This window comes from Paenibacillus sp. FSL M7-0656, assembly GCF_038003225.1.
GTDB classification, from domain to species: domain Bacteria; phylum Bacillota; class Bacilli; order Paenibacillales; family Paenibacillaceae; genus Paenibacillus; species Paenibacillus amylolyticus.
In genome coordinates this window covers 1,503,399-1,528,308 of sequence record NZ_JBBOOT010000001.1, presented here as the reverse complement: position 1 = coordinate 1,528,308, position 24,910 = coordinate 1,503,399, and the positions used below count along the sequence as shown (strand labels likewise).

The 24,910-nt window shown below is 41.7% G+C and carries 30 protein-coding genes; all 30 read left to right on the top strand.

The genetic code is table 11. From position 1 onward, the window contains the following. The first annotated feature begins 114 nt into the window (after positions 1 to 114). The 30 genes from MHI01_RS06405 (at position 115) to MHI01_RS06260 (ending at position 24,899) form a co-directional block, all read left to right on the top strand. A complete protein-coding gene (locus MHI01_RS06405) occupies positions 115 to 1,137 on the top strand; it encodes an ABC transporter substrate-binding protein (RefSeq protein ID WP_017689009.1) in 1,023 nt (340 codons plus the stop codon). Positions 1,138 to 1,222: 85 nt separating this feature from the next. After that, entirely contained in the window at positions 1,223 to 2,734 is a 1,512-nt protein-coding gene (locus MHI01_RS06400) for a sugar ABC transporter ATP-binding protein (RefSeq protein WP_340982789.1), read from the top strand. Positions 2,735 to 2,738: 4 nt separating this feature from the next. Further along, positions 2,739 to 3,782 carry an ABC transporter permease gene (locus MHI01_RS06395; RefSeq protein ID WP_083657362.1) on the top strand — a complete coding sequence of 348 codons (1,044 nt, stop codon included), beginning with the start codon at positions 2,739 to 2,741 and terminating at the stop codon, positions 3,780 to 3,782. Next, a complete protein-coding gene (yjfF, locus tag MHI01_RS06390; protein ID WP_017689006.1) occupies positions 3,772 to 4,746 on the top strand; it encodes a galactofuranose ABC transporter, permease protein YjfF in 975 nt (324 codons plus the stop codon). The genes MHI01_RS06395 and yjfF overlap by 11 nt, the downstream gene beginning before the upstream one ends. Before the next feature lie 108 nt (positions 4,747 to 4,854). Further along, a complete protein-coding gene (locus tag MHI01_RS06385; RefSeq protein WP_340982788.1) occupies positions 4,855 to 5,907 on the top strand; it encodes an ABC transporter substrate-binding protein in 1,053 nt (350 codons plus the stop codon). 220 nt (positions 5,908 to 6,127) lie between these two features. Continuing rightward, on the top strand, positions 6,128 to 7,192 hold the full coding sequence (locus MHI01_RS06380; protein ID WP_127546090.1) for a polysaccharide deacetylase family protein: 1,065 nt from the start codon (positions 6,128 to 6,130) through the stop codon (positions 7,190 to 7,192). A 200-nt stretch (positions 7,193 to 7,392) separates the two neighbouring features. Further along, positions 7,393 to 7,914, top strand: coding sequence for an AAA family ATPase (locus MHI01_RS06375; protein ID WP_340982787.1), 522 nt, complete (start codon positions 7,393 to 7,395; stop codon positions 7,912 to 7,914). Between the two features lie 95 nt (positions 7,915 to 8,009). Beyond that, positions 8,010 to 8,162, top strand: a complete 153-nt coding sequence (locus MHI01_RS06370) for a DUF952 domain-containing protein (protein WP_340984833.1) — start codon at positions 8,010 to 8,012, stop codon at positions 8,160 to 8,162. Next, positions 8,152 to 8,637, top strand: a complete 486-nt coding sequence (locus MHI01_RS06365) for a GNAT family N-acetyltransferase (RefSeq protein WP_340984832.1) — start codon at positions 8,152 to 8,154, stop codon at positions 8,635 to 8,637. Before MHI01_RS06370 ends, MHI01_RS06365 begins: the two co-directional genes overlap by 11 nt. A gap of 12 nt (positions 8,638 to 8,649) precedes the next feature. Next, positions 8,650 to 9,180: an AAA family ATPase gene (locus MHI01_RS06360; RefSeq protein ID WP_340982786.1), complete on the top strand. Its 531-nt coding sequence runs from the start codon at positions 8,650 to 8,652 to the stop codon at positions 9,178 to 9,180. A gap of 48 nt (positions 9,181 to 9,228) precedes the next feature. Then, complete coding sequence (locus tag MHI01_RS06355; RefSeq protein WP_340982785.1) at positions 9,229 to 9,696, top strand: DUF2691 family protein; 468 nt, start codon at positions 9,229 to 9,231, stop codon at positions 9,694 to 9,696. A 455-nt stretch (positions 9,697 to 10,151) separates the two neighbouring features. Then, positions 10,152 to 10,676: a GNAT family N-acetyltransferase gene (locus tag MHI01_RS06350; protein WP_340982784.1), complete on the top strand. Its 525-nt coding sequence runs from the start codon at positions 10,152 to 10,154 to the stop codon at positions 10,674 to 10,676. A gap of 2 nt (positions 10,677 to 10,678) precedes the next feature. Beyond that, positions 10,679 to 11,221 carry a GNAT family N-acetyltransferase gene (locus MHI01_RS06345; protein ID WP_127546102.1) on the top strand — a complete coding sequence of 181 codons (543 nt, stop codon included), beginning with the start codon at positions 10,679 to 10,681 and terminating at the stop codon, positions 11,219 to 11,221. Continuing rightward, positions 11,218 to 11,787: a hypothetical protein gene (locus MHI01_RS06340; RefSeq protein WP_340982783.1), complete on the top strand. Its 570-nt coding sequence runs from the start codon at positions 11,218 to 11,220 to the stop codon at positions 11,785 to 11,787. Before MHI01_RS06345 ends, MHI01_RS06340 begins: the two co-directional genes overlap by 4 nt. Next, the gene (locus tag MHI01_RS06335; protein WP_340982782.1) at positions 11,784 to 12,242 is read left to right on the top strand and encodes a GNAT family N-acetyltransferase; all 459 of its coding nucleotides are present in this window, start codon (positions 11,784 to 11,786) and stop codon (positions 12,240 to 12,242) included. Before MHI01_RS06340 ends, MHI01_RS06335 begins: the two co-directional genes overlap by 4 nt. A gap of 59 nt (positions 12,243 to 12,301) precedes the next feature. Further along, positions 12,302 to 12,745, top strand: coding sequence for a GNAT family N-acetyltransferase (locus MHI01_RS06330; protein WP_101313462.1), 444 nt, complete (start codon positions 12,302 to 12,304; stop codon positions 12,743 to 12,745). Positions 12,746 to 12,791: 46 nt separating this feature from the next. Next, a complete protein-coding gene (locus MHI01_RS06325) occupies positions 12,792 to 13,736 on the top strand; it encodes a serine hydrolase domain-containing protein (RefSeq protein WP_257467760.1) in 945 nt (314 codons plus the stop codon). A 20-nt stretch (positions 13,737 to 13,756) separates the two neighbouring features. Next, on the top strand, positions 13,757 to 14,224 hold the full coding sequence (locus MHI01_RS06320; RefSeq protein ID WP_340982781.1) for an NUDIX domain-containing protein: 468 nt from the start codon (positions 13,757 to 13,759) through the stop codon (positions 14,222 to 14,224). 360 nt (positions 14,225 to 14,584) lie between these two features. Further along, positions 14,585 to 15,112 (top strand): GNAT family N-acetyltransferase, encoded by a 528-nt coding sequence (locus MHI01_RS06315; RefSeq protein ID WP_340982780.1) that lies wholly within the window; start codon positions 14,585 to 14,587, stop codon positions 15,110 to 15,112. Then, complete coding sequence (locus MHI01_RS06310) at positions 15,109 to 15,744, top strand: hypothetical protein (protein ID WP_047842592.1); 636 nt, start codon at positions 15,109 to 15,111, stop codon at positions 15,742 to 15,744. The genes MHI01_RS06315 and MHI01_RS06310 overlap by 4 nt, the downstream gene beginning before the upstream one ends. 51 nt (positions 15,745 to 15,795) lie before the next feature. Continuing rightward, positions 15,796 to 16,824 (top strand): alpha/beta fold hydrolase, encoded by a 1,029-nt coding sequence (locus MHI01_RS06305; protein WP_340982779.1) that lies wholly within the window; start codon positions 15,796 to 15,798, stop codon positions 16,822 to 16,824. A 26-nt stretch (positions 16,825 to 16,850) separates the two neighbouring features. Beyond that, the gene (locus tag MHI01_RS06300; RefSeq protein ID WP_340982778.1) at positions 16,851 to 17,267 is read left to right on the top strand and encodes a hypothetical protein; all 417 of its coding nucleotides are present in this window, start codon (positions 16,851 to 16,853) and stop codon (positions 17,265 to 17,267) included. Between the two features lie 207 nt (positions 17,268 to 17,474). Next, the gene (locus MHI01_RS06295; protein ID WP_036609069.1) at positions 17,475 to 18,662 is read left to right on the top strand and encodes a glycoside hydrolase family 5 protein; all 1,188 of its coding nucleotides are present in this window, start codon (positions 17,475 to 17,477) and stop codon (positions 18,660 to 18,662) included. Positions 18,663 to 18,866: 204 nt separating this feature from the next. Continuing rightward, entirely contained in the window at positions 18,867 to 19,406 is a 540-nt protein-coding gene (locus MHI01_RS06290; RefSeq protein ID WP_340982777.1) for a GNAT family N-acetyltransferase, read from the top strand. A gap of 171 nt (positions 19,407 to 19,577) precedes the next feature. Then, complete coding sequence (locus tag MHI01_RS06285) at positions 19,578 to 19,853, top strand: hypothetical protein (protein WP_036609065.1); 276 nt, start codon at positions 19,578 to 19,580, stop codon at positions 19,851 to 19,853. A 17-nt stretch (positions 19,854 to 19,870) separates the two neighbouring features. Then, the gene (locus MHI01_RS06280; protein ID WP_445744897.1) at positions 19,871 to 20,665 is read left to right on the top strand and encodes a phosphotransferase; all 795 of its coding nucleotides are present in this window, start codon (positions 19,871 to 19,873) and stop codon (positions 20,663 to 20,665) included. A 237-nt stretch (positions 20,666 to 20,902) separates the two neighbouring features. Continuing rightward, positions 20,903 to 21,784: an AraC family transcriptional regulator gene (locus MHI01_RS06275; protein WP_036609061.1), complete on the top strand. Its 882-nt coding sequence runs from the start codon at positions 20,903 to 20,905 to the stop codon at positions 21,782 to 21,784. Positions 21,785 to 21,806: 22 nt separating this feature from the next. Beyond that, on the top strand, positions 21,807 to 23,078 hold the full coding sequence (locus tag MHI01_RS06270) for an ABC transporter substrate-binding protein (RefSeq protein WP_101313871.1): 1,272 nt from the start codon (positions 21,807 to 21,809) through the stop codon (positions 23,076 to 23,078). A gap of 91 nt (positions 23,079 to 23,169) precedes the next feature. Continuing rightward, positions 23,170 to 24,075: a carbohydrate ABC transporter permease gene (locus tag MHI01_RS06265; protein ID WP_036609058.1), complete on the top strand. Its 906-nt coding sequence runs from the start codon at positions 23,170 to 23,172 to the stop codon at positions 24,073 to 24,075. Further along, positions 24,075 to 24,899, top strand: coding sequence for a carbohydrate ABC transporter permease (locus MHI01_RS06260; protein ID WP_036609056.1), 825 nt, complete (start codon positions 24,075 to 24,077; stop codon positions 24,897 to 24,899). Before MHI01_RS06265 ends, MHI01_RS06260 begins: the two co-directional genes overlap by 1 nt. The last annotated feature ends 11 nt before the right edge of the window (positions 24,900 to 24,910 follow it).

The following is a 24,910-nucleotide window of genomic DNA, read 5'->3' as shown; positions in this document are numbered from 1 at the left end:
AAATTACTAAATTATTACATAAATAAAGTATGAGACTCCATATAAGCTCGGAATGAAAGCGTTCTATAATGTGGTCACACCACAAGGTGAAACGAAAAAAGGGAGGATCACAACATGCGAACCAAAAAAAAGTGGGGACTTGCCATAACATTGGCTATGGTGATGCTGGTCAGCACGGCATGTAGCAGTACCAATGGAGGAGCAGGCTCCGATAATGAAACTTCAACGAGTGGGAATGGCAGTACACCTGCCAGCGCCAAAACAATTACGCTTGGTTTTTCGCAGGTTGGTGCGGAGAGTGGCTGGCGTTCGGCGAATACCAAGTCGATTCAGGATTCAGCCAAAGAAGCGGGTTATGATTTGAAATTCTCCGATGCGCAGCAGAAGCAGGAAAATCAAATCAAAGCTTTGCGATCCTTCATACAACAGAAGGTGACGGTCATTGCTTTTTCCCCTGTTGTAGAATCCGGTTGGGATACCGTATTGAAGGAAGCGAAGGATGCAGGAATTCCCGTGATTTTGACGGACCGTGCTGTGGATTCGCCGGATAAAACCCTCTACAAAACCTTTATTGGCTCCGACTTTGTAGAAGAAGGACGCAAAGCAGGTCAGTGGCTTAGTGACCAATACAAGGACACACAAGACGAGATCAATATCGTTGAGCTGCAGGGTACAACAGGCTCTGCACCAGCGAATGACCGTCAAGAGGGCTTTATGGAATTGATTGCTTCCAATTCGAAGCTTAAAGTGATTGCTTCACAATCGGGTGACTTTACACGTGCCAAAGGCAAAGAAGTCATGCAAGCTTTCCTCAAAGCACATAAAAAAATAGATGTTCTCTATGCACATAATGACGATATGGCACTTGGGGCAATTCAGGCCATTGAAGCGGCAGGATTGAAACCAGGCGTAGATATTACCATTATCTCTGTGGATGCCGTGAAGGATGGTATGCAGGCTGCTGCTGATGGCAAAATCAACTTTATTGTTGAATGTAATCCGTTGTTAGGACCTCAATTAATGGAAGCGGTTCAATCGGTAGTGGACGGGAAAGACATCGAACCCCGAATCGTTACGGATGAGACGACCTTCACATCGGAGCAAGCCAAAGAAGCATTGCCAACACGTGAATATTAAAAGCAGATTCGTATAACACCGAAAAGTCATTTTTCGACCAGGCTGTCGCTAAATGACTTTTTTCCATAACAAAGGAGAGGGTTATATGGCCGAGCAAGCACCCATTTTGCAAATGACAGGCATCACCAAACAATTTCCCGGGGTTAAAGCGCTATCCAGCGTCAACTTTCGCTTGTTTCCGGGCGAGATTCATGCCTTGATGGGTGAGAATGGAGCGGGGAAGTCGACGCTTATTAAAGTTCTGACTGGCGTTTATTCCATTGATGAAGGAACGGTAACCATGGATAACCGGCATCTTTCGATCTCCGGTCCGCTTGAAGCGCAAAAGGCGGGAATCAGTACCGTTTATCAAGAGGTCAATCTTTGTCCGAACTTAACGGTCGCTGAGAATATTTTCATCGGGCGGGAGCCGATGCGATTTGGCAAAATCAATTGGAAGCAAATGAACAAAGATGCGGAGAACATTCTGCGAGACAGATTACATCTGTCCATCGACGTTAAGGCTCCTTTACAGACCTACTCGGTCGCGATGCAACAACTGATTGCAATTGCAAGAGCACTCAGCATCTCGGCAAAAGTGCTCATATTGGATGAACCCACATCCAGTCTGGACAAAAACGAGGTTCAGCAACTGTTTCGTATTATGCACAAATTAAAGAGTGAAGGTCTCGCAATTCTTTTTGTTACTCATTTTCTTGATCAGGTATACGAAATGTCGGATCGTCTAACGGTGCTCCGTAACGGGGAATTGGAAGGAGAGTACATAGCCGCAGAACTTCCACGCATGGAACTGGTGCTCAAGATGATCGGCAAGGAGCTTGAGGTGCTTGAGGAGCTTCCGAAGGAAGCAGATGCTGCCCAGGCGGAGTCGGGAGAAATGTTAATTACCGCTAAGGCACTTGGACGCAAAGGAGCAATTGAGCCATTTGATCTGGACATTCGCAAAGGAGAAGTCGTTGGCTTGGCTGGATTATTGGGGTCTGGTCGTACTGAGATTGCTCGCCTTTTCTTTGGTGCAGATCGTTCAGATGAAGGCAAGCTGCTCGTTGTAGATACAGGAAGTACGGTCAAGTCTCCGCGTCATGCAATTGATCAGAATATTGCTTTTTGCTCCGAGAACCGTAAAACCGAAGGCATAATCGATGATTTGACCATTCGGGAGAACATTATTCTGGCTTTACAAGCGACACGAGGCTGGTCCAAACCCATCTCACGCAAGAAACAGGATGAGATCGCCGAAAAGTACATCAACCTGTTAAATATCCATCCGAAAAACCCGGAGCATTTAATTAAAAATCTGAGCGGCGGTAATCAGCAAAAGGTGTTGCTTGCACGGTGGTTGCTGATGAACCCCGATCTGTTGATTCTCGATGAACCTACGCGTGGAATTGATATCGGTGCAAAGACTGAGATACAGAAGCTGGTGCTCTCTCTGTCGAAGCAGGGAATGGCCGTGCTGTTCATTTCGTCCGAGCTGGAAGAAGTGATTCGTGTCAGCCACCGGATTGCCGTAATCCGGGACCGCAAAAAAGTGCAAGAACTTAGCGGGGATCAGATCCATCAACAGCAAATCATGAAAGCAATGGCAGGAGGTTAAAGAGATGGCGGGCAAGATGCGTAAACATCATTTGTTTTGGCCGTTATGTATGCTTGGTTTACTTTTAATCTTTAATTTGCTGTACTCTCCGGATTTCTTCTCCCTCGTCATGCGTGAAGGGAATCTGTATGGCAGCTTGATTGATATTCTCAATTTTGGAGCGCCCTTAATTCTGGTATCGATCGGCATGACACTGGTGATTGCAACCGGAGGTATCGATTTGTCCGTGGGCTCTATTGTAGCGATCTCCGGTGCCGTGGCTTGTATGAGCATCAGCAGAGGAGTGGATCAGAGTTCGCTCTGGCTTGTGTTGGGTGCACTTGGATTATCTATAGGTCTCTCACTGATCTTGGGCATATGGAACGGGGCGCTGGTTTCGGTTGCCCGAATCCAGCCCATCATTGCAACGCTTATACTGATGGTAGCCGGACGTGGGATTGCGCAATTGATTACGAGTGGACAGATTATTACTGTATCCAACGCGAACTACGCCTATATCGGGGCAGGTTCGCTTGCAGCATTGCCTTTTTCCATCTTCATCGTATTAACTGTGCTGCTAGTTGCCTCATTGTTGACGAGAAAAACGGCACTGGGACTGTTTATCGAATCGGTTGGAAGTAACGCAAACGCGAGCCAACTGGCAGGCATTCGTTCAAAAACGGTTATTCTCACGGTATATGTCTTCTGTGGTCTGTGTGCCGGCATTGCCGGGCTTATTCTCAGCTCGAATGTATCCAGTGCGGATGGCAATAACGCAGGTCTGTGGTATGAACTTGATGCCATTCTTGCTGTAGTCATCGGGGGTACTTCGCTCAATGGTGGTCGTTTCTATCTAATGGGTACCGTCGTTGGAGCACTCATTATCCAAACCTTAACAACGACGATCTATATGATTGGAGTCCCGCCAGAAGTTACGCTGGTTGTCAAAGCCTTTGTTGTACTGGCCGTTTGTTTGATTCAATCCGATTCATTCCGCAATTCCATGGTGATCCGTTGGAAAAAACGGAAGTTTCCAGCCGAACAGGGGGTTAACCGCCATGTTTCTTAATCGTAAGTATCTCCCGGTCTTTGTCACCTTCGGTTTGCTGGCCGTGATGTTTGCCATAGGCTCTTTCCGCTATACGGGGTTCTTCTCCACTCAGGTACTGCTTAATCTTCTCATTGATAACGCATTTCTGATTATCACGGCAATTGGCATGACTTTTGTGATTGTATCGGGAGGAATCGACCTGTCGGTAGGATCTGTCATTGCGCTGACGACCATCATTAGCGCAAGTCTGGTCGAGAAGCAAGGATGGTCGCCTGCGATCGTTATACCTATGGTGCTTGTCATGGGTGCGTTGTTTGGCACAGTCATGGGGGCGATCATCCACTATTTTAAAATTCAGCCTTTCATCGTGACACTGGCAGGCATGTTTTTGGCGCGGGGGCTGTGTTATGTCATCAGTCTCGACACCATTACCATTACGAATCCATTTTACACACAGGTTGCGCAGGCGAAGATTTCTCTGCCAGGGGGCAGCTTTGTCTCCATTAATGTGATTATTGCTCTGGTCATTGTACTACTCGCGATCTACCTGGCACATTACACCCGGTTTGGGCGCAACGTTTACGCCATCGGCGGAAGCGAGCAATCCGCGTTGCTCATGGGACTGCCGGTTGCACGTACCAAAATCCTGGTGTACACGTTCAGCGGTTTGTGCTCCGCGCTTGCCGGTGTTGTCTTTACCTTCTATATGTTATCCGGTTATGGATTACACGCCATGGGTCTTGAACTCGATACCATCGCGGCTGTTGTGATAGGAGGCACCTTGTTAACCGGTGGTGTGGGGTATGTAGCGGGAACCTTTATTGGTGTATTGATCCAGGGGGCTATCCAAACTATAATTAGCTTCGAAGGTACGCTCAGCTCATGGTGGACCAAGATTGTGATTGGCCTGATGCTGTTTGTTTTTATTTTGTTCCAGCGACTTCTTAGCGGGCGGCGAGTATCCTCGAAATCACTGCATTAAGTTGATCGAATTAAATGATATTGAACACGGATACCGAAACAATGATATAACAATATGCGCTCTGCATTGGTGAATGCTGAGCGTAACATGGAGATGGGGGATACGTGAGTGAGAAGACATGTGAACTGGTTGTGTTTGTTCATTCTACTGCTGCTTGTCGGCTGCACAACCCCTGAGTCTGAATCTGTTCCTCCTCCCATCTCGTCTAACAACTTAGAAACTCTTCCCTCCGTTGAGGAATGGATGGAATCAGCGGTAGCAAGGGATATCTCTACGAAACCGATTGTCTTAGGTTTTTCACAACTGGGCAGAGAGAGTGCCTGGCGTCTGGCAAACTCCACGTCTATTCGCAATGCTGCGGCTGAATCGGGAATCTCCCTTGTAATAAAAAATGCAGAACAGTCTCAGACGAAACAGTTCGAGGCTGTTCGGTCGTTCATCAGGCAAAAGGTGGATGTCATTGCCATTGCACCTGTCGTGGAATCGGGCTGGGATGGTATTCTTCAGGAGGCCAGGGATGCAAGTATACCCGTGATCATCGTAGACCGGTCAGTTGATGTCAAAGACACTTCACTTTTTGTGACAACGATTGGATCGGACTTTTATGAGGAAGGTGTGAAGGCTGGGAAGTACATTCAGGATCGGATGCGAAATCATCCGGGTTTGTTACGGATTGCCGAACTGCAAGGCACGAGTGGTTCTACACCCTCTATCCAGCGTGGCGAGGGATTTAGAAGCATTTTCGAAACCAGAGCAGATATCATCTTCTCACAAAGTGCTCCTGCCGATTTTACGGAGGACAATGGGAAACAAGTCATGAAAGAATTCCTTCAGGTCCCGGAAGACGAACGGCCGCAGGTTCTTTTTGCCCATAATGATGAAATGGCTTTTGGCGCTATACAAGCGATAGAAGAAGTTGGGCTGAAGCCGGGAGAGGACATTATCATTGTCTCGGTGGACGGCTCCCGCAAAGCACTTGAAATTCTGGCGAGTGGGAAAATCAACGCTGTGGTGGAATGTAACCCGCTGCTTGGTCCTCAGCTTATGCAGGCTACAAAAGAAATTATTGCAGGGCGTACACTCCCGAAGCGCATGGTGCCTCCGGAGGACATTTTTACACAGGAGAGTGCTGGACGGGAGATGTACAACAGGCGATTCTAGAACATGTGAAAAATTAGAACATTTTGGATGAAATTCAATTTACTTTAAATGGAGGTATCGTTTATACTGAACTCACCTTGAACTAAAAGCTCTTCTCTATGAGAAAGGACGTAGCGGATTACATACTTTTGAAAGCGCTTTTTTCGAGGGGTGAGAGTTCGATAAAGAGAGGGAGTGTAGAAGGTAGTATGCTGTGAATATATTATGAGGAGGTAATTTTATGTTCAAAGTTAAGCTGGCAAAGGCGGTAATATCTCTCGCACTTTTCGGTACCTTGTTTTCTATTCCGGGGGTGCCTGATGCTCGTGCTGCAGATGCAAGTTGTCCGAATGGTTATGTAGGTCTGACGTTTGATGATGGCCCATCTGGAAATACAACAAACATGCTTAACGCGTTGAAGCAGGCTGGCTTACGGGCAACGATGTTCAATGTTGGACAAAATGCACAAAATAATAAATCTCTGGTTTCTGCACAAGTAGCAGCTGGTATGTGGATTGGCAATCATTCCTATACACATCCAAACATGACTACATTGAACAGTTCTCAGATGTCGTCAGAGATTACTCGGACACAACAGACGATCCAGTCTATTACCGGAAGTTCACCTAAACTGTTCAGACCTCCTTACGGTGCGACAAATGCGACCTTGAAATCCGTTGTGAGCCAAAACGGTCTGAAGGAAGTACTGTGGAACGTAGATTCCCAAGACTGGAATGGTGCCAGCGCAACCCAGATTGTAGCAGCTGTGAATACGATGAAAAGTGGTGACGTTATACTAATGCATGATCAGTACCAGACGACACTTCAGGCCATTCCGCAGATTGCACAAAATCTGAAGAATCGCGGCCTTTGCTCCGGGATGATCTCATCAACTACCGGTCGGGCAGTCGCACCCGATAATAGCACTACTAATCCCCCGAGTAACGGAACAAAAGTGGAAGCTGAGAACATGACCAAAGGTGGACAATACACCGGCAATATCAGTTCTCCTTTCAATGGTGTGGTCCTTTATGCCAACAATGATTTGGTTAAATACACTCAGAATTTTGCAACGAGCACTCATAATTTCTCGCTTCGTGGAGCTTCAAACAATGCCAACATGGCTAGAGTTGATTTGAAGATTGGCGGACAGACGAAGGGAACCTTTTACTTTGGCGGAAGCGCTCCAGCGGTTTATACCCTGAATAATATCAGTCATGGGACGGGAAATCAGGTCATTGAGTTGGTTGTAACAGCCGATGACGGGACATGGGACATATATATCGATTACTTGGAAATACATTAACAAGCTTAGGTTGATTGAAACATAATGCACTATAATTAAATCCCGTTGGGTTGACCCAATGGGATTTAATTATATTTTTTTTCCATTTTGTAACACAAAAGTGGAAGGAAAACATTTATAATGGATGAAATTGTATGTGAAGAATCTGGTTTCTATTGAAAAGTTTCATTGAATGGGAGTGAAATCATCAAATGATCATCATGATTAACGGAGCGTTTGGTTCGGGAAAAACTTCTGCAGCTGAAGCACTTCAGCCCTTAATTGCCAATAGCATGATCTACGATCCTGAAGAAATAGGTTATATGCTCAGAAAACTTCTTCCGGAGAATTGTAGAGAGGAAAGGGAACGTACGGATGATTTTCAAGATATCGATTTATGGAAAATTCTAACCGTAAAGACGGCTAAAGAAGTAAAGCAGAAATACAACAGACACTTAATTATCCCCATGACCATCTATAAAGAGGAAAACTTTAATTACATCTATAACGGGTTGAAAGAGATCGATCAGGACATTCATCATTTTTGCCTTACGGCTACAGAAGAGACGATTTATCATCGTTTGGCTAAACGTGGAGATGAATATGGAGGCTGGCAGTATCAACAAGCACCAAAGTGTGTTGAAGCTTTCAAAGATGAAAAATTTCAAACTCGCATTATTACCGATCATCTGGAGACTAGTGAAATCATAGAACTCATATTGAGGAAGATCCTATCCAAATAATTATCATTTTTTATTAAGGAGGATTTTAGGATGATGATTGTACATGTACTCTTAAGAAAAGAGAGGGAAGCCGCGTTGATTAATGGGATTCTAAAATAAAGTCAGAAGCTATATGGGAAGATCTGTATAATGAAGGCAGGGAATATCCTCATATTTACGGTGAATTAAATCTAGACGCGGTATTTCATACATATGATGAAGACATGAACAGAAGAGGATGGAACCTAATTGACGACTGTGACTTTTGAAGAGGTAACCGAACAGCACCTCCCTGAAATTAGAGAGATTTATAACTATTATGTAATGAATACAACGATTTCGTTTCATACGGAGGAATTAGATATTGATCAGATTAAATCCTCTGTGATGAACAAGGATACGCGGTATAAAACTTATGTAATTCTTGAAAACAATCAAATGATGGGTTATGTTCTGATCACCCAATATAAGAGTAAACAGGCATATGACATTTGCGGTGAAGTCACCATATATTTGAAGCCCGATATTTTGGGAAAAGGCTTGGGGAAACAAGCACTACGTTTTATTGAGAAGATTGCAAAAGAACAAGGATTCCATACCTTAATTGCGACGATTTGCATGGAGAATACAAGAAGTAAATCATTATTTGAGAGAAATGGTTATGAACAATGTGCTCTGTTTAAAGAGATTGGATATAAATTCGATAGAAAACTGGATATTGGAAGTTTCCAAAAGATATTGTAAGGAGAATACGAAATGAGTAGAAACCTATATATTATATCTGGCCCCCCTGGAGTAGGGAAATCTACAACTTCCAAGCTGCTGGTTCAGACTTTAGATAAAAGTGCCTACATTTCTGGAGATGCGGTTAGTCACTTTCCGGTCAAAGGGCGAGGTAAACCCTGGTTTGATAAGGATACAAACGACTTAACTTGGAAAAATATATCTAGTCTAGTGAAAAACTTATTGGATTATAAATACGATGTTGTTCTGGACTATGTGGCCCTTCCGGAAGACATTGATGGATTAATGACAGAATTGGCAGACTATCATGTTCGCATAATCTATGTTGTACTCATGGTTGATCGTCAAACCATTATTCGTAGAGACCGTCTAAGAGCAGAAGAATATCAAATGAAAGAAAGAAGTATAATTCTGCTGGATGAGTTTGAAAATCATCCGGACCTGAAAGTAGATAACAAGCTGTATACTAATCATTTTACAGAAGCACAATTACCTGAAATAGTAAGTGGAATTATAAATAATGAGAAGTATCGATTGAAATAACTGTACTGTTATTATGCTTCGAATTGAAAATGATAAGAGGGTGAACAGATGAACAGAGGAATACGTTTTGAAATACCAAATGCCTATGGTCGCTTTCTTGGGGAGATTTTAAAACCAATGGAAGTATCTAATTTCGATTGGTTTATTGGTGAGGAGGAGTCCTATTTCGTTGTTGATGATACGTTAGGGGATGATCTTTTTCCGGATGTGATTATGGGTATGAATGGAGAAGAATTACAGAAGATTATTGATAACAACGAGTATTATTTAATATTTGCGAATTTAAAAGCATTTCCAAAAGGCACACAAATAACAGATATTATCACCTATGAAGATTATGTGGAGAGTGACTGTCAGATGGTTCTTTTTGTAATCGATAGTACCTACGTCACGGTTTATTGTAAAGATCTAGAGAAAGTCGAGGAATTATATAATCATATAAATAGACAGGGATTTGAATCTCTCGAATATTTAACGGATGATAATGATACGAGGACAAAACTATCGGTCTGGTGATAAAGGAACATGGGATTAACTGCTAAGGTTTGATAGACCATCCCATGCATACGTTGATATGCATTAGCATAGCGTTGAGTTTAGGTGTTAGGTGTTAACGCTAACGAACCTGACACGTCTTATTGAGGAATTTGAAACGCCCTCCGAAAACTAAGGAATCTGAGACACGCTATACCAGAAAAAATAGCCTTTTGTAGCGTTTTTGTCAGATGATTTTGAGAAATAAGATGTCTCATGTTCCTTACAATTTTAAAAGAGGACCTGAAGGCCGAATAAGATGTCCTGTGTTCCTTAGAAAATCGCATGGCCATTCGCCAGCATCAGCCACCCTGAACTTTAGGGATTTTCGGACGGTAAGCTGGCACCCATCATCGTTTACTTGCCTGAGTTTGAAGACACACTCTAGTCCGTTTCCCCCATGATATTTGAATGTGTATGAATACGATTACATCTTTATGAATGAAGAAGGAGTTGAGAGAAAAATGGAGACAGAACGACTTATATTTCGGAAATATACTAAAAATGATTTCGATTTACTTTTTGAGATGACACGTGAGCCAAATATGATGAAATTTATTAGACATGGAGGACCCTGGACGAAGGAAGAAACCATGCAAAGCCTGGAAAAGTTCATCAACTGGAATAAAGACGATAAAGGGCTGTTACTCGCATTTAACAAAGAGGATAACAAGTTAATTGGAACCTCTGGTCTGATTCCTCAAATCATTGAAGGCACTGATGAGCTTGAAGTTGGTTACTGGGTTATAGAGCAATACTGGGGAATGGGTTACGGATATGAACAAGCAAAAGCGTGGAAAGAATATGGTATGGATCACTTGAAGCAGAAAAGATTAATATCGTTAATTCAACATGGCAATGTGGGTTCTATGAAAGTCGCGCAAAAGAATGGCATGAAACACGAGAAGGATGTAGACATAATAGGGAAAAATGTAGCAGTATACTCGATTGAGGTGAAGTGAATATGACTCCATTTCCTGAGCTAGAAACCAAAAGATTGCTGTTAAGAGAGATTAAACAGAGTGATTCCCAAGACATATTTCAATATTTTTCTTCAGATGAAGTTACAAGATTCTACGATTTAGAAAGTTTTACAACTATAAAACAAGCAGAAGAACTCATACAAAGATGGACTGAACGATTCGAAAATGGTCAGGTCATCCGCTGGGGAATTGCTTTGAAATCGGACAATAGAATTATTGGAACATGCGGATTTCATGGTTGGATGAAACAACATCATAAAGCTGTGATGGGATATGAGTTAGCACCGGAGTTTTGGCGACAGGGTTATATGACCGAGGTAACTCAGAAAATCGTTGAATATGGATTCAAGAACCTTGAATTAAACAGAATTGAAGCATTTGTAGAGCCAGAGAACGCGGGATCAAGAAAGTTGCTTGAGAGAATTGGGTTCAGTGAAGAAGGCATATTGAAAGAACATTTTTATTGGAAAAATCGATTTGTTGATAATGTCATCTATGCAATTTTGAAGAAAGAATATGTATGAGAATCCGAATTATTGGATCTTGCGGTAGTGGGAAATCAACATTAGCCCAAGAATTGTCGGATCAATACGGTGTTCCTTCTTATGAATTAGACAATCTCATCTGGGACAGAAGTGCCGAAAATCTGAGATATCCTGAACATGTTAGGGATGAATCCCTCCAATCTATTGTCAGTTCCGAAACTTGGATCATAGAAGGAGTACAGTGCAAAGATTGGACAATAGCGTCCATCCAGGAAGCGGATTTGATTTTTGTATTAGCTCCAAATGTTTTCATTAGAGATTATCGGATTATAAAAAGGTTTGTATTGTCCAGAATGGGTTTGCAACCGTGGAATTACAAGCAGTCATTCAAGAACTTATGCAAGATGATTGTGAAATGGAACCATCAATATAATATAAAAGAAGTTATATGTACAATTAACAAAAACCATAAGACTGCAACAATCACGAAGAATAAAAAACAAGTGATACAGTTGATTGAACATCATTTGGAAGTGGTTGTAAGTGAGATTGAAAAGAACGTTAGAATCAAACAAGGATTGTCGAAAGAGGAGATGCAGTGGTGAATATAAAAATACAACCAGTCACCCGAGAGAATTGGGAAGAGGCGCTGAAGATCTCTTTGTATGAACACCAAGTCTCATTAGTTCCATCTGTTATTGAGGGGATCGCTTACGCCTATATAAAACCGTGGGATGAAGCATTTGATCCTTACGTACTTGAGATTGATGGGGAGGTATTTGGTTTCTTTTATCTGAGTTACACTCCCGATAGTACAGATAATTACTGGATTGGTGGTTTTCAAATCGATCAATCCTATCAAGGCAAAGGAATGGGAAAGCGCGCTATAAGAGCCATTCTAGATTACATTACAAAACGGCATCCGTTGTGCAAGGTTATTTCATTAACGGTTGAACGTGATAACGAAATAGCACAGAATTTGTATAAGAGCATGTCCTTCATTAGTGAGAACAGAACCAATTCAGATGATGAAGTGATCTACAGGTTGGAAATAAAATAAGAAATTTGAATAGTGTAAAGATTACATGTGATGACTTTCTAAATGAGGGGACTTAAACAATGAATCGTATGAATCATGAAGAAGAATTACAAATCGCATTTGATGATCATGAAGAAGACTACAAAAACGTTTGTAATAACTTATATAACTATAACGTCTCTGAAACAAATGGGTTATTAAAGAAGCCTGGAAAGACAATAAATCTTTTTTTACGGGACAAGACAGGTAAGGCAGTTGGTGGGATCTTCTGTGCTACATATTGTGAAACATTATATATTGATAATTTTTGGATAGATGAGGAACACAGAAAGAAAGGATATGGGAAGTCTTTAATCATGCAAGCAGAAAGCATGGCTTCTGAATTAGGATGTAAGCTTGCACACACAAGCACATTTTCATATCAATCACCGAAATTCTATCAAAAAATGGGCTATGAAGTGTTTGGATTAATTGATGAGTATCCTGATGGAATCATTCAATATTTTATGAAGAAAAGATTATAAGACGAGTACCTAACATAGTATTGGATTTAACGAATGATGAATTTTTATGGAGAAACAAAAGGATGGCGGAAAGTATGCGAGCCACAAGGGAGGGTTACATATCACTGAATTTAATGATCTCGAAAGAGAGATAAAACGAAATAAAGCGGAGAGCTGCATGATATACCGAGAAAACGCAATTCAATATGAATTTTATCGGAATCGAAAAACGAAAGAAAAACAACATAAAGTGAATTCAATTACAAAAAGTGTGCTCTCCGCATTGGTGGGAATAGCTATACAACAGGGTTACATTGAGAATGAGGATACCCCAATTGTGAATTATTTTAACGATGTGGATGACAGCAAAAAGGGGATTACGATTAAGCATCTATTAACGATGTCCTCGGGCTTGCACTATCCGGGGAATGAAGCGATGATCCCATCTAGGAATTGGACGAAATTTGTTCTTGAGCAACCCATTGAATTCGAACCTGGAATCCAAATGAAATATAGTTGCGGGAGTTCGCATATACTTAGCGCCATATTGCAGAAGGCGACTGGTATGAACACTTCGGAATTTGCAAGAAAGAACTTATTTGCACCTCTAGGTATTAACGATTTTCATTGGTATCAGGATACACAAGGGATTGCCATAGGTGGTTTTGGTTTACGAATGAAAATTGAAGATATGCTGAAGTTTGGAATGTTATACGCTGAGAATGGGAAGTGGAATTCTAAACAACTCATCTCTGCTGACTGGATTGCTAGAAGTGTAAGTCCTTCTCTTACTTCCGAACCCTTATATAGCTACCACTGGCGCATAATGAAAAGCATCAAGGAAGAAGACGCTGAAAATAAAACGTTTTATGCTATGGGTATGGGCGGAGGAAGAGGGCAATATATCTTTGTTAACCAAAAGCAAGGATTGGTTGCGGTATTCACAACGATTATATCCGAAGATAGCTTGTTACCACTTCAATGGTTTAACAATTATATATTGAAAGAATAGTTGTTTATGGGAGAGATAACATGAGCCACTGGTTTGATCTAGATGAACTTGATCCGGAGTTAATCAAATTTGCAGTTATGATCGCTAAATACAATAATAAATTCATCATTGTAAAAAATAGGAAAAGAGGAGGTTGGGAGATCCCAGGAGGCAACAAAGAAATAGGGGAAACCATTTTACACACGGCAAGTCGAGAACTCTATGAAGAGACAGGGGCAGTACACTTCGAATTAATACCTTATGGTGTATATGAATGGAATGGGAGCTTTGGTATGGTTTCTTATGCTGAGGTTAAATTGCTGGAGAGCTTACCGGAGTCTGAAATCGATGAAATAAAGCTTGTGGATGTATTACCTGAAGGCATGAACTTCGGAGATATGTTTTATCGTTTCTCAGACAGATGGGATGGACTTGAGAACCATAAGCTTAAGAAATACACTATCGAAATAAATCATTTGAATGAGTTACCTGAAATTAAAATAAGCTAGTTTTAGTTGGAGAAACTCTGTTTTGAAACTAAAGGAGATGAAAAGAACTAGTGAATAAGAATAAGGGACTCATCAGGTCACTATTACTTTTATTGATTTTAATTTTGTTATGGAATTCCTTTCGAACTTCAATTTTTGAAGCAGTTACTGTTCAAAAGATTAATGAAAATGAAATGACTGTAATTAATTTTAATAATCTTGAAAGAACAATAGCCGTTCCAATGGATATGTCAAAACTAATTGAAGAGAACAAGGAATACACTATTTTGTACGATAAAAGGGTCTTTGATAAATACAGACTTCGATCAATAAAGCCATAGGATCTTAGAAATAACATGGGGAAGGAGAGATGCAACAATCATGATAACGTATAGAACGTTGACCCTTGATGATGTGAATCAGCTGCAGGAAATAGATCGCTCGGAACATATTGATCTCATTTATGAAATGAGAGAGAACCGATTGGTTGAACTTGAACAAAATCATGAATGCTCAAACTGGGATGAGATGCTTTTGAAAGAGATTCAAAATCGATATGTGTACGAATTAGAACAAGGTGGCATGGCATATGGTGCGTTTGCTCACGATCAATTAATCGGATTTGGTGTGCTGGCACATCAATATAGAGGAAAAGAACGAAATCAATTTGACTTGATGTATGTCTCACGCGGGTACAGAAGACAAGGTATTGGTAAACGTATTCTAAACGAGTTAGGTGAAGAGGCTAAGAAACGTGGTGCACAGTATCTGTATATCTCCTCCACAGAGACGAAATCAGCGGTATCCTTTTATAGAAGTCAGGGCAGTCAGATTGCAAGCGAGATTGATCAAGAACTTTATGACAAAGAGCCGAACGATATACATATGATAAAGGAGCTGGGCACATGACAACGGTTGGGATACTCGGAACCATTCATAATCCTGAACTCAGGGAGCGATATCATTGTTCTCTTTCCCTTTACAAGAATGTGATAACTGAGTTTAAACCAGATCTCATTTGTGGTGAAGTTCATCCGCAGAGTTGGTTGAGGTATCTGAAGGACAAACATGATAGAGGATACTGGGGAGAACCAGCCAGTGAGTATTGGGAATTGGTCTTCCCTTTATGCGAGGAGCATAACATCCCATTTGTCCCTATTGACTGGTTTGAATTGGATGTCTGGAATGCTTTTGATCCATTCAACGGTTATTCGGACGTGGAACGCAAAGAACTTGAACAACGGGATGATCATTGGTTTGCAGAGCAAATGGAGACGTATCAGTTTGGCGAGATTCCTTTTAATTCAAAGGAGTTCGATCGTGTAACCAGACAAAAATATGAATGGTTGCATCAGGTAAACGCGAAGGCACAGAACTTTCGCTGGGTGGTCCGTAATCAGATTATGATTCAAAGAGTCAAAAATACAATTGAAGCTCATCCAGGAAAACGAATCCTCTGTATCGTTGGAGCCGATCACAATTACATCTTCCAAGAAGAGCTGATGATAGAACCCGTTGAATTGTTGTATCCGTTACGATAAAGGAACCGTTGGTAGAATTACAAATGAAACTTATTATTTAAGGAGCATTACATGCGCAAAAAAATACGTAAAACACTCAAGTACAGCATATTCAGTATTATTTTAATAGTTATAGTAGCTCTGATATTTCCCACATGGACACCCAAAATTAAAGGTGAAAACAGCATCAGCATGTTAGAACAGGTCGAAATTAACGGTACAGGACATGAAGTCATGATCAGGGGGGTTGATCGGACTAACCCTATCCTGATTTTTGTGCATGGTGGGCCAGGATGCTCGGAGATTCCATACGTAAGGAAGTATCAGAAAGAGCTTGAGCAACACTTCACGGTGGTGCATTACGATCAACGTGGGAGTGGGAAGTCCTATCACTTTTTTGAAGATTACTCGAATCTCACAACAGATGTATTAGTAGATGATTTGTTAGCGTTAAGGGATTATGTATCTAAGGAGTTAGGTCAAGAGAAGGTTATATTAATCGGTCATTCATTTGGTACATACATCGGGATGAAAGCTGCGGCTAAAGCACCTACTCAGTTTCACGCTTATATAGGCATTGGACAGATGGCTAATACACTTCAGAGCGAACTGGAAAGTTTGGAGTACACGTACGAGCAAGCGAAACAAGCCGGTAATGAAGATGATGTTAAAAAACTGGAGCTAATCCGCAACTCGATCGAGCAAGGAAAGGAACTTACGCCTAGAATTTTGTTGCAAAAGTACGGTGGTGCAGCCAGACTAATCAACGAGAATAGAGATTATATTTCAGGATTCCTTTTCAATCCCGAATATAATGGGCTGGATATGATTCGCTTTTATTCAGGGATGTTCAGTTCACAAGACATCTTACTGAGGGAAGCATTTGATCAAAATTTACCTGATATTGTTGATCATCTGGAGATTCCTACCTATTTTGTAACGGGTAAATATGATTATATGACCACTGCAAATGCAGCACGTGATTATTTTGACGTATTGGATGCACCGATCAAAGACTTCATTGTATTCAACGAGTCGGCGCATTACCCACAGTTTGAGGAGAAAGAAAAATTCGTAAAATGGTTAAATGAGCTATTTTAATATGCATTGAGAGGAGTAAGATCATATTGTTAAATGAATTCATTGAGCTTGAAGAAGAGAGTGATGAGAGTTACCGGTGTTACACTCTGCAAAATACTGTGCAAATATTTAAACATTGCATACAGGATGAGGATTTAAATGACGTTCGAATATATGTGTCTACTAATACACCGTTAGATTCAGTTGTTCATAAAATAGAAGACTACATTAAGTGGTTTTCAACGTGTGAGACTGTCTTTCGAGATTATTATGAGAATGAACTTCAGGAAAAAGTACATCAGAATTGGTTTAATGAAATTGAAGTCTATCGTGTGGATATCACATTTAACAGTATAGCCGATTACGGCGCAACAATATCTTGCGGAGATCATATTTTGCGCGATCACATTATGATTATTGATTTTGATAGAGAACAAATCCAAGCAATCCACTTAAACGGATAGATGGATTATTTTGTAGTAAATAGTCACAAAAAACAATAAATATATCGCTTTATTTTCCATAAATGTGTTATTATGTTGGTGTTGGACGAAGAATTCATTTGTTTGATCGATAGAGAGAGGAGGCACGTATTCTCGAATCATTCAATCTGTATGCATAGATTAACTGCACTGCTTGTTAAAAATAATAGAATAAGCGGAGGTATGGTTATGTTCAAAAAATGGAAGAAATTTGGCATCAGCAGCTTGGCACTGGTATTAGTGGCTGCGGTAGCCTTTACGGGATGGAGCGCTAAAGCATCAGCAGCGGACGCTTCGCAAATAGTGTCTGAGATGGGTGCAGGATGGAATCTTGGCAATCAGCTGGAAGCAGCGGTGAACGGTACACCGAATGAGACAGCTTGGGGCAATCCTACGGTAACTCCAGAGTTAATTAAAAAGGTAAAAGCGGCAGGCTTCAAATCCATTCGTATTCCCGTTTCCTATTTGAGTAACATTGGAAGCGCTCCCAATTATACAATCAATGCGGCATGGCTGAATCGAATTCAGCAAGTCGTGGATTATGCGTACAATGAAGGTCTGTATGTGATCATCAATATTCATGGTGATGGGTTTAATTCCGTACAGGGTGGATGGCTACTCGTGAATGGTGGCAATCAGACTGCCATTAAGGAAAAATATAAGAAGGTGTGGCAGCAGATTGCCACCAAGTTTAGCAACTACAATGACCGTCTTATTTTCGAATCCATGAACGAAGTATTCGATGGTAACTATGGCAATCCAAACTCGGCCTATTACGCCAATCTGAACGCATACAATCAAATCTTCGTGGATACGGTTCGTCAGACTGGAGGTAACAACAATGCCAGATGGTTGCTGATTCCAGGCTGGAATACCAATATTGACTACACTGTTGGTAATTATGGCTTTGCTCTTCCGACAGATAATTACAGATCCTCGGCTATTCCTAGTTCGCAGAAGAGAATCATGATCTCGGCACATTATTACTCTCCGTGGGATTTTGCAGGTGAGGAAAACGGTAATATCACACAGTGGGGTGCAACTTCTACGAATCCTGCCAAAAAGTCTACTTGGGGCCAAGAGGATTATCTTGAATCGCAGTTCAAGTCCATGTACGACAAATTTGTGACTCAGGGCTATCCCGTAGTGATTGGTGAGTTCGGTTCCATTGATAAAACGTCCTATGATTCCAGCAACAATGTCTATCGTGCTGCTTACGCCAAAGCAGTTACAGCAAAAGCCAAGAAATACAAAATGGTTCCTGTTTATTGGGATAACGGGCATAACGGTCAACATGGATTCGCCTTGTTTAACCGTTCAAACAAAACCGTGACGCAGCAAAATATCATTAATGCCATCATGCAAGGTATGCAATAAATTACTGTCTGGCTGTATCCGTGTAAACGGCGTGTTCCTGTAAAAGGGACATGCCGTTTTTTTGTGCTACCGGAGATGAAGATGAACAACATTTACCAATGCATTTTACATAAGCCACATACAGAATTCATTAAATCCCACAATAGCTTTTATATACTTAATTTGCTTGATATAGCGAACTAAAAGGACTAGGTGGTAGACAGAATGTTAAAAAAACGTGATTTGCAGGAATGCCTTTCACTGTACAGCTTAGTGATGGACCCTGCAGTTTCTCCTTACGTTCGTTATCAATGCCAATCGTATGAAGAATATCTATTCCTGACCAAACAATTGATGGTCGAAGAAGAGCAAAAGACAGTGATTTCCCGAACGATTTTGAATGAAACAGGGCAGCCTATTGGAACCATTGATCTATATCATATCGAGCATCAAACCGGTTTTTTAGCCACATGGATTGGATCACCGTTTTTTGGAAATGGGTATAGCCAAAGAGCCAAATCAGCCTTTTTTGTTGAATTATTTCTGGAACATGGGATTGAAACGGTATTTATGAAGATTCGCAAGCAGAATATAAGATCCAGAAAAGCAGTACAAAAACTGCCTTATGTGAAGTCAGCCAATGATGTGTATCCAGATGTATATCAACGAATTAATATGAATGAACAGATGTATGATCTGTATTATGTTGAACGGTCAGCCTTTTTCGAAAATAGTATGGATCTGCACCAAGTGGTAGCTACGTAACTTATTCAGAGAGCGTCAACAGCGGCGTCAGTGATGACGCCGCTATTTGATATAATGATATAGGAACGGACCGTTAATATAACATGCAGGAATATGGACTAGAGAATCGAAAGACATTAATAGGTAAACATAATCTAATAAAAAGTGGATGGTTAATCAAGGAGGCATGAAATGAATAATATTAACAAGATTTTGGGTGTAGTCCTCATGCTTGGCAGTGTGTTTATTTCAACGATGGAGAGAATTTCAATCCGAGTTTCTGTCGCTATAGTAGAAGCAGGATATGCGTCAGGAGGGACGAACGTACCCCAGTTTGCTCAGATGAACGAGCATCCAACAGGTTTACTCGTATACTTCATGTTTTTTGTTGGATTCATACTATTGGTGGCGGGATTCCCCGGGAGTTATAAGAAAAATCGTAATCATGGGTATAACAAGGAAGTTTAGCTTGAGGAGGGATGAAAGTGGCCCAACAGGAGGAAGTGTTATCGGGAGGTAATGTGAATCAGGTCGTCAGAATAGGTGAGACGGTTCGCCGGCATGTGAAACCAAATCCATATGTGGTTGAACTGCTTTTACATCTCGAAAAAGTTGGTTATGATCATGCCCCTCTATTTCTGGGAATAGATGAACAGGGGAGAGAAACGCTCTCTTACCTCAAAGGCATCGTTCCAGGCAATGACTACCCTGATCTAGAAGAGTATATGTGGTCAGACGAATCTTTGATTGAAGTCGCAAAACTGTTGAGAAGTTACCATGATGCGACCGTTGGATTTACAACAACATCAGTTTCAACGAACAGATATCCAGGCATAACAGAAGATGAAGTTGTATGTCATAACGATTTTGCGCCGTATAATGTGGTGTACAAGGATGGCCGTCCTCAAGGCATTATTGATTTTGATATGGCGGGTCCGGGTCCGCGAATGTGGGATATCGCCTATGTCTTGTATACATCCGTTCCACTCGCAAATTTCTCACCAGAGATGGACGGAAAGGGTGTAATGCCATACGTCAGCCAGGCACACGGAACTGTTCGAAAAGAACGGATTGCCTTATTCATGGCTACGTACGGGCTGAGTGTTCCAGCAGATTTGAAGGATTGGGTCATATCACGTATCCGTTTCATGTGTAAAACACTGACTGATCGTGCGGCTGATGGAGATGTCGCTTTTATGAAGATGGTCGAAGAGGGGCATCTGGCCCACTATGAGAAAGAAGTCATTTTTCTTGAAAACCATTGGGATGAATGGGTTTGAAAGGTAATGCTAATGGACCGCGTGATAGCCTACGGGCTGGACAGCGGTTTTTTTTGTTTTCATCTTTCAAATCCCTATAAATTCCTTTCTAATCATTTTCAACAATTGTGATCAACAATACAGCAATATAGTTCAGATTAGATCGAAATAACTGTGATACAATTCATTGTAAAGCGCTATCATTGTAAATTATTAAACTATATTGCTTTTTATATTCTGGGAAGGGAGATCTTACTGATGCTAACCATACACACCCCGACGAATATTGCTTTGCAGGAAAATGAAGTTTATGTGCGATCAGAAGCAGATAATTTTCAGGATGAATGGCCTGTTCATACGCATAATGGGTATGAGATACATTATTTTATTCAAGGAGATGCAACCTTTTTAATCGGTGACCGAATATATAAGCCGCTGCCTGGAGATATGTTTATATTCAGAGGCGGTGTGCCCCACCGAATCAATCCTTCAAGAGAAATGGTGTACAAGCGAAGTTTTGTCAATTTCACGGAATTATTGCTTTTGGACATGCTTGCTGTCAGTCAGTTGGAGAATCTGATGTCCATATTCCGTCATCCCAATGGGTTATTGGTGCATTGGCCTCCGGAGGAGCGTGAGTATATCACAGCTATATTTAAGGGAATCAAGGAGGAGATGGGGGCAGGAAATACAGGGTACAAAACAATGGTCAAATTAAGTCTTACCCAATTGCTACTGCGGATTTACCGGAAAACAACCAGTGAGCAATCCGCCAATCCTATCTTATGTTCTTCCCAGAAGCAAACAAGCGTAAGCCGGGTTCTTCATTATTTAAACCAGAACTACACGGAGAATGTTTCATTGGATGAACTGTCCAAAACACTCCATTTGAATAAATACTACATTTGTCATTCTTTCAAAGAGACGACGGGATATACCATAAGCAACTATGTTATACGGAAAAGAGTTGCAGAGGCCAAAAAATTGTTGCTGTCTACGGATGCACCGATTTTGTCCATATCTGAGACGCTAGGTTTTAACACACCTGTATATTTTAGCAGGGCCTTTAAACAATATGTGGGTGTATCACCACAGTTATTCCGTAAAAGTGAATTGCTCAACGAAGCCAAAATTCATTAGAACCTTCCAAGGAGATGTTGATATGACAAGAAGAACAACGTTTAAGCTCATCACTAGCATGGTATTGGTCATGTTACTCATCGTATTGACTGCTTGCGGAAATTCAGGTACCAATGCTAATCCAAAACAAACAACCCTGGATTTCCTGTGGTTCTCTGACGGAAAAGAAGGAGAAGTCATCAAGGAAATCATTAAAGATTATGAGCAGACCAATACCAAGGTTAAAATCAACCTGATTGAAGTTGGCTTCAAGGATATCCAAACCAAATTAAAAACAATGTTATCCGGTGGAAAGCCACCTGCCCTGAGCCGGGTCACGGATACCGGATCATTTGCTAATCAGGCGGTTGATCTGACACCTTACGTGGACAATGCGGACCAATTCGAGGATCAATTTATTGACTCACTTAAACCTTATTATGTTATTAATGACAAGCTGGTAGCGGCGCCTATGGATGTTACAGCGAATGGGCTTATTTATAACAAAACCTTATTTGATAAAGCGGGCGTCAAAGTACCGACCTCTCCTGACCAGGTATGGACGTGGGATGAATACACAGCTGCGTTAAAAGAGGTTATGGACAAAGGCGGAGCACGTTATGGCATGGTATGGGATGTCACACCGCATAGATGGTCCACTCTTTTGTATCAGAATGGCGGAAGCATCTTAACAGAGGATGGCACTGCAGCAGCGATTAACAGTGAAGCCGGAATCCGTAGCATGGAGCAGTTCAAGCAGCTTCATCAAGAAGGGATCATGCCCGAATCCGTATGGCTCGGAGGGGAAAATCCGAACAACCTGTTCCGTTCCGGGACGGTGGCTACCCACTGGGCTGGCAACTGGATGATCAGCAATTACAAGGATATCACCGATTTTGAATGGGGAGTCACCTATATGCCAAAAGGAACACAACGTTCTTCAGTACCAGGCGGGAAGTTTCTGATGGCTTTCAAAGGCAGCGGATATGAGCAGGAGGCGGCAGAATTTATTGAATACTTAACGTCCAAAGAAGTAAATTCAAAATATAACCAAGAATCATTGTTTATGAGTCCACGGAAGGACAGCTCTGTATTGAATTATGAATTCGGCAAGGAAATGTTTGAAATTTTCGCGGATGAACTGAAGAACAGTTCGCCTCTTGCAGCTAATGACTGGTCCAGACAGACCATTATATCCAAAATTTCAACGGACCTGAAAAATAATATTGTTGAGGTTTTATCCGATAAGGCAACTCCGCAGGAGGCATTGGATCGAACAGCCAAACTGATTAACGAGGCTGTTGGCAGTCAATAAACGTAAAGCGCTTTGGTTAATTCGTATACGGGGGCTTACCGATTCCTGTGAAGCCTCCCTTTCGAATAACGCATAAGGAAGGGGCAAGCAGATGAGTGAAGGACAACGATTAAACAAAAATACGCTGGCAAAACAGAACAGGAAGCTCGTTATTGCTCCTTATCTGTTTATACTACCCAACCTCCTGATCTTTGGAACTTTTATCGTATTTCCTTCTTTATTGGGCCTCTATTATTCTTTTCATGTCTATGATGGATTGAACCCAATGAAGTTCAACGGGCTGGATAATTATATCAAAATTATAGGGGATCGGGAATTTTGGTCGACCATCGGACGAACGGGGATTTATGCAGCGATTGTTGTCCCTCTAATATATGCAGCAGCGTTAGGCATTGCTTTACTGCTTGCACGCGAGATTAGAATGCGCGGGTTCTTCAGGGCCGTATTTTACTGGCCGACCATGATTTCTTACATTATCGTAGGATTGACCTGGAAGTGGATTTTCGGAGATTCATTTGGCATCTTGAATCATCTGTTAACCGTGGTTGGTGTGGAACCTGTCGGCTTTTTAACCTCTTCCTTTTGGGCAAATACGGCAGTAATCATCGCGACAGTATGGTCACGTGCAGGCTTTTTCATGGTCATTTTTATCGCGGGTTTGCAGGCTATACCTACGGATTATTATGAGGCTGCCCGCTTGGATGGGGCAACGGGAATGAAGGTGTTCCGCTATATCACGCTCCCGCTTTTGAAGCCCACAAGTTTGCTTGTTGTTATGCTGACTCTGATTGACGCGTTCAAAGCATTCCCACTTATGTTTGCGCTTACAGGTGGTGGGCCGGGCAAAGATACCACCTATATTGTTCAATATATTTATGAGATTGGCTTTAACAGACAGGAACTCGGTCTGGCCAGTGCCATGTCGGTGATACTGTTTATCCTTATTGGTGGATTCTCGGCTCTGCAATTCCGTCTATCGAAAGGAGGGGCTACGTAATGGTAATGAAGCCTATGGTCAAAATCTTCATCTACAGTCTGTTAAGTGTTGCCGCAGTGGTGTGGCTCCTGCCTGTCCTGTGGGTCGTGATTTCTTCTCTAAAAACGAATAGCGATCTGTACAGCTTCCCTCCCAAGTTATGGCCGCAGCCAATCACCTTCGAGCATTTCAAGGAGGCATTCAGTAAAGGCGATTTTGGCTTGTATTTTATGAATAGTACGATCGTAACTGTAAGCTCAACGCTGCTACTGTTATTGATTAACTCCATGGCAGGTTTTGCATTGGCGAAATATCGCTTCCGCGGAAGCGCGATCATATTAATTGCTTTTGTCTCAACACTCATGATTCCGATTGAGGTAATTATGATCCCTATATTCAAAGTGCTGAGTGCACTGGGGTTGTATAATAGCCTACTCGCGATTATTATCCCGCCAGCAGCAACCCCAACAGGTGTGTTCCTTATGCGGCAGTATTTGTTGTCCGTACCGGACGAGCTGTTGGAAGCTGCCCGGATGGATGGAGCGGGCGAATGGAAAATTTACTGGAGCATTATTCTTCCGATAGCGAAGCCGATTCTTGCGGTGCTCGCAATCTTCTCCTTCATGTGGAGATGGGATGATTTTGTATGGCCATTAATTGCGATTAGTGATCCATCGAAATATACGATTCAGCTTGCGCTCTCTAATTTTATTGGTGAATACAACGTGGATTGGGGAAGTTTGCTTGCGATGTCCGTCATCACGATGCTTCCGGTACTGATTGTTTTTATGGTTTTCCAGCGGTATTTTGTCAGCGGTATGATTACTTCAGGAATGAAAGGATGAGTTGAATGTCA

Coding starts and splice junctions, on each gene's coding strand:
- MHI01_RS06405 (WP_017689009.1), top strand. CDS start 115: ATGCGAACCAAAAAAAAGTGGGGACTTGCCATAACATTGGCTATGGTG.
- MHI01_RS06400 (WP_340982789.1), top strand. CDS start 1,223: ATGGCCGAGCAAGCACCCATTTTGCAAATGACAGGCATCACCAAACAA.
- MHI01_RS06395 (WP_083657362.1), top strand. CDS start 2,739: ATGGCGGGCAAGATGCGTAAACATCATTTGTTTTGGCCGTTATGTATG.
- yjfF (WP_017689006.1), top strand. CDS start 3,772: ATGTTTCTTAATCGTAAGTATCTCCCGGTCTTTGTCACCTTCGGTTTG.
- MHI01_RS06380 (WP_127546090.1), top strand. CDS start 6,128: ATGTTCAAAGTTAAGCTGGCAAAGGCGGTAATATCTCTCGCACTTTTC.
- MHI01_RS06375 (WP_340982787.1), top strand. CDS start 7,393: ATGATTAACGGAGCGTTTGGTTCGGGAAAAACTTCTGCAGCTGAAGCA.
- MHI01_RS06360 (WP_340982786.1), top strand. CDS start 8,650: ATGAGTAGAAACCTATATATTATATCTGGCCCCCCTGGAGTAGGGAAA.
- MHI01_RS06355 (WP_340982785.1), top strand. CDS start 9,229: ATGAACAGAGGAATACGTTTTGAAATACCAAATGCCTATGGTCGCTTT.
- MHI01_RS06350 (WP_340982784.1), top strand. CDS start 10,152: ATGAATGAAGAAGGAGTTGAGAGAAAAATGGAGACAGAACGACTTATA.
- MHI01_RS06345 (WP_127546102.1), top strand. CDS start 10,679: ATGACTCCATTTCCTGAGCTAGAAACCAAAAGATTGCTGTTAAGAGAG.
- MHI01_RS06340 (WP_340982783.1), top strand. CDS start 11,218: ATGAGAATCCGAATTATTGGATCTTGCGGTAGTGGGAAATCAACATTA.
- MHI01_RS06330 (WP_101313462.1), top strand. CDS start 12,302: ATGAATCGTATGAATCATGAAGAAGAATTACAAATCGCATTTGATGAT.
- MHI01_RS06325 (WP_257467760.1), top strand. CDS start 12,792: ATGGAGAAACAAAAGGATGGCGGAAAGTATGCGAGCCACAAGGGAGGG.
- MHI01_RS06320 (WP_340982781.1), top strand. CDS start 13,757: ATGAGCCACTGGTTTGATCTAGATGAACTTGATCCGGAGTTAATCAAA.
- MHI01_RS06315 (WP_340982780.1), top strand. CDS start 14,585: ATGATAACGTATAGAACGTTGACCCTTGATGATGTGAATCAGCTGCAG.
- MHI01_RS06310 (WP_047842592.1), top strand. CDS start 15,109: ATGACAACGGTTGGGATACTCGGAACCATTCATAATCCTGAACTCAGG.
- MHI01_RS06305 (WP_340982779.1), top strand. CDS start 15,796: ATGCGCAAAAAAATACGTAAAACACTCAAGTACAGCATATTCAGTATT.
- MHI01_RS06295 (WP_036609069.1), top strand. CDS start 17,475: ATGTTCAAAAAATGGAAGAAATTTGGCATCAGCAGCTTGGCACTGGTA.
- MHI01_RS06290 (WP_340982777.1), top strand. CDS start 18,867: ATGTTAAAAAAACGTGATTTGCAGGAATGCCTTTCACTGTACAGCTTA.
- MHI01_RS06285 (WP_036609065.1), top strand. CDS start 19,578: ATGAATAATATTAACAAGATTTTGGGTGTAGTCCTCATGCTTGGCAGT.
- MHI01_RS06275 (WP_036609061.1), top strand. CDS start 20,903: ATGCTAACCATACACACCCCGACGAATATTGCTTTGCAGGAAAATGAA.
- MHI01_RS06270 (WP_101313871.1), top strand. CDS start 21,807: ATGACAAGAAGAACAACGTTTAAGCTCATCACTAGCATGGTATTGGTC.
- MHI01_RS06265 (WP_036609058.1), top strand. CDS start 23,170: ATGAGTGAAGGACAACGATTAAACAAAAATACGCTGGCAAAACAGAAC.
- MHI01_RS06260 (WP_036609056.1), top strand. CDS start 24,075: ATGGTAATGAAGCCTATGGTCAAAATCTTCATCTACAGTCTGTTAAGT.